The following is a 2,871-nucleotide window of genomic DNA, read 5'->3' on the forward strand; positions in this document are numbered from 1 at the left end:
AATCGGCGTCAATCTGGCATTGGCATGAATGTTCACTCGGTCCTCCTTTCGGCAATTGCGTCTTCGTAAACACAATTTGACCGATTAGGGCCGAGTGAACAACCTCCTATAACTTCACACCTAGAGCGTGATGAAGATGTCCTTCCGGGTGCAGCCTGCCTCGGCCAGCAGGCGCGAGACCGCCTGCACGCCGGCCTCGCCCGCGTCCAGGCTGTAGTCCGTGACGAACGTCTCGATGTGGGTCTGGACCACCGCCTCGCTCAGCTCCTGGGCGTGCTCGCGGATGTAGTCGCGCCCGGCCTCGGGCTCGTTGCGCGCGAACAGCAGGCTCTGGCGGATGGCCTCGTTCATGCGCCGGGCCGTGTCCTCGCCCAGCGACCGCCTGATGGCGATGGCCCCCAGCGGAATGGGCAGGCCGGTATGCGCCTCCCACCACGCGCCCAGGTCCAGGACCCGGCTCAACCCGCGCTCCATGAAGGTGAACCGGCCCTCGTGGATGACCACGCCCGCATCGGCGCGCCCGGCCTCCACGGCGGGCATGACCTCGTCGAAGACCATGGGCAGACGCGTGACCGATATCCCGGCCTCGCGGCAGCACAGTCCGAAAATCAGGTTGGCCGTGGTCCGCTCGCCCGGAATGGCCACCGTGCCGCCGTCCAGGGAGTGCAGCGTCCGCCCCGCCGCGGCCACCAGCACCGGCCCCGCCCCGTAGCCCATGGCCCCGCCCGCGCGCAGCAGCACGTACTCGTCCAATATCCCGGCGGCCGCCGCCGTGGACACCTTGACCACATCCAACTTGCCCGAGGCGGCCAGGCCGTTGAGCTCCTCCACGTCGGCCAGGGTCACGTCGAGCCCGCCCGCCCAGGGAATCAGCCCCGTGGCCAGGGCATGAAAGATAAAGGTGTCGTTGGGACAGGGCGAAAATCCGAGAGTCAAATGTTTCTGCATAATAACCTTTTGTTTTATCACATTTTAATCACCATGCTTGACACAATCCGTACGTCCCTGTACTCATGGTGACCACCTGGTCACCACTAATGGAACAGACCGGAAAGCGCAAGTGCGGGAGCCTGGCATTGACGAAAAAGACCTTTGAGAACCTGCCTGAAGAAAAGCGGCGGCGCGTGCTGGACGAGGCCACCGTGGAGTTCGCCGAGCACGGCTACCACCAGGCGTCGGTCAACCGCATCGTGGACCGGCTGGGCATCGCCAAGGGGTCGCTGTTCAAGTATTTCGGCAACAAACAGGGGCTGTTCGAGCATCTTTTCAGCCGTGCGGTGACCGATTTCAAGAAGCCGCTCAAGGCCATCCGCGACACGCCGGGACTCGATTTCTTCGAGCGCATCGAGCAGAGCTTCCTGGCCGGAACCCGGTTCGTGGACGCCCATCCGAACCTCTACCGCATCTACCTGAAGATGCTCTTCAACGAGAATTTTCCCCTGCGCGAGCGCTTCCTCGGCGAGATCCGGGGCGCGCACGCCAAATACCTCCGGCAGCTCATCGAGGGCGGCATCCAGGACGGGCAGCTGCCCGCCGGGCTGGACGCGGAAATGGCCGTATTCACCCTGCACGCGGTCATGGACCGTTTCATCCAGGGCTACGCCGTGCCCTCGCTGGACAACGGGCTCGCGCCCGCCGCCTCCCTGCCGGACCGGGCCCGCGCCCTGGCCTCCTTCCTGCGCCACGGCCTGGCCGACATCCCCACACAGGAGTAACCGCATGAACCTGTTCAAGAGCGACTATTTCGACAACATGGACCTGGCCGACATCCGCGACAAGGTCGAAGCGGGCGAGCGCCTCTCCTTCGAGGACGGCGTGCGCCTGTTCCAATGCCCGGAGCCCCTGGCCGTGGGCGCGCTGGCCCACCGGGTGCGCACCCGCCTGCACGGCGACAAGGCGTTCTACGTGGTCAACCGCCACATCAACTACACCAACGTCTGCGTCAACGGCTGCGTGTTCTGCGCCTACCAGCGCGAGGAAGGCCAGACCGGCGGCTTCGTGCTCACCCGCGAGGACGTCCTGGCCAAGCTCGAGGCCGCGCCGCTGCCGCCCCGCGAGGTCCATATCGTCGGCGGCTGCCATCCCAAGCTCGGCCTGGCCTATTTCGAGGACATCCTGTCCGCCGTGCGCGAGCGCTACCCCGACGCGGTCCTGAAGTGTTTCACCGCCGTGGAAATCGCCCATTTCGCCAAGCTCGAAGGAATCGCCACAGGCGAGGTCCTGGCCCGGCTCAAGGCGGCCGGACTCGGCATGCTGCCCGGCGGCGGGGCCGAAATCTTCGCCCCGAAAATCCGCGAACAGCTCTGCCCGCGCAAGTCCACGGCCGACGAGTGGCTGGCCATCCACGAGGAGGCCCACAAGCTCGGACTCAAGACCAACGGCACCATGCTCTTCGGCCACATCGAGTCCGTCGAGGACCGGGTGGACCATCTCGTCCGGCTGCGAGAATCCCAGGACCGGGGGGGCGGGTACACCTGTTTCATCCCCCTGCCCTTCCTGACCGAGAACAGCCAGCTCAAGATCGACAACCCGCTGACCGGCCTGGAGGAGCTCAAGGCCATCGCGGTCTGCCGCCTGATGCTCGACAACATCCCGCATATCAAGGCCTACTGGGTCATGCTCGGGGTCAAGCAGGCCCAGGCCGCGCTCAAGTTCGGGGCCGACGACTTCGACGGCACGGTCGTCGAGGAAAAGATCGGCCACGAGGCCGGGGCCGACTCCCAACAAGGGCTGTCCCGGTCCGAACTCGAAGACATGATCCGGGGCTGTGGCTGCACCCCAGTGGAGCGCGACGGCTTTTTCAACGAGGTTTAGGAATGCCTCCGGCGGCCGGGGGAAGGGGGAAAGGGAACCCTTTGAAAAGGGCTTCCC

General features: G+C 65.3%; 3 protein-coding genes. 2 read left to right on the forward strand and 1 reads right to left on the reverse strand.

Annotated features, from left to right (window positions below; translation table 11 throughout):
• Window positions 1-120: 120 nt before the first annotated feature.
• Window positions 121-948 carry a 1,4-dihydroxy-6-naphtoate synthase gene (locus tag AB6M95_RS19595; RefSeq protein ID WP_371388429.1) on the reverse strand — a complete coding sequence of 276 codons (828 nt, stop codon included), beginning with the start codon at window positions 946-948 and terminating at the stop codon, window positions 121-123.
• An 89-nt stretch (window positions 949-1,037) separates the two neighbouring features.
• Between AB6M95_RS19595 and AB6M95_RS19600 the strand changes: the two genes are divergently transcribed.
• Together AB6M95_RS19600 and mqnE are read left to right on the forward strand one after the other, a co-directional pair.
• Window positions 1,038-1,715, forward strand: coding sequence for a TetR/AcrR family transcriptional regulator (locus tag AB6M95_RS19600; protein WP_371388430.1), 678 nt, complete (start codon window positions 1,038-1,040; stop codon window positions 1,713-1,715).
• Window positions 1,716-1,719: 4 nt separating this feature from the next.
• Window positions 1,720-2,814 (forward strand): aminofutalosine synthase MqnE, encoded by a 1,095-nt coding sequence (gene mqnE / locus AB6M95_RS19605; protein ID WP_371388431.1) that lies wholly within the window; start codon window positions 1,720-1,722, stop codon window positions 2,812-2,814.
• The last annotated feature ends 57 nt before the right edge of the window (window positions 2,815-2,871 follow it).

It is taken from the genome of Pseudodesulfovibrio karagichevae, assembly GCF_041414475.1.
In the GTDB taxonomy this organism is placed as follows: Bacteria; Desulfobacterota; Desulfovibrionia; order Desulfovibrionales; family Desulfovibrionaceae; genus Pseudodesulfovibrio; species Pseudodesulfovibrio karagichevae.

What these genes read in the sequence shown, in the direction of transcription:
- AB6M95_RS19595 (WP_371388429.1), bottom strand. Translation starts at nt 948, where the DNA reads ATGCAGAAACATTTGACTCTCGGATTTTCGCCCTGTCCCAACGACACC.
- AB6M95_RS19600 (WP_371388430.1), top strand. Translation starts at nt 1,038, where the DNA reads ATGGAACAGACCGGAAAGCGCAAGTGCGGGAGCCTGGCATTGACGAAA.
- mqnE (WP_371388431.1), top strand. Translation starts at nt 1,720, where the DNA reads ATGAACCTGTTCAAGAGCGACTATTTCGACAACATGGACCTGGCCGAC.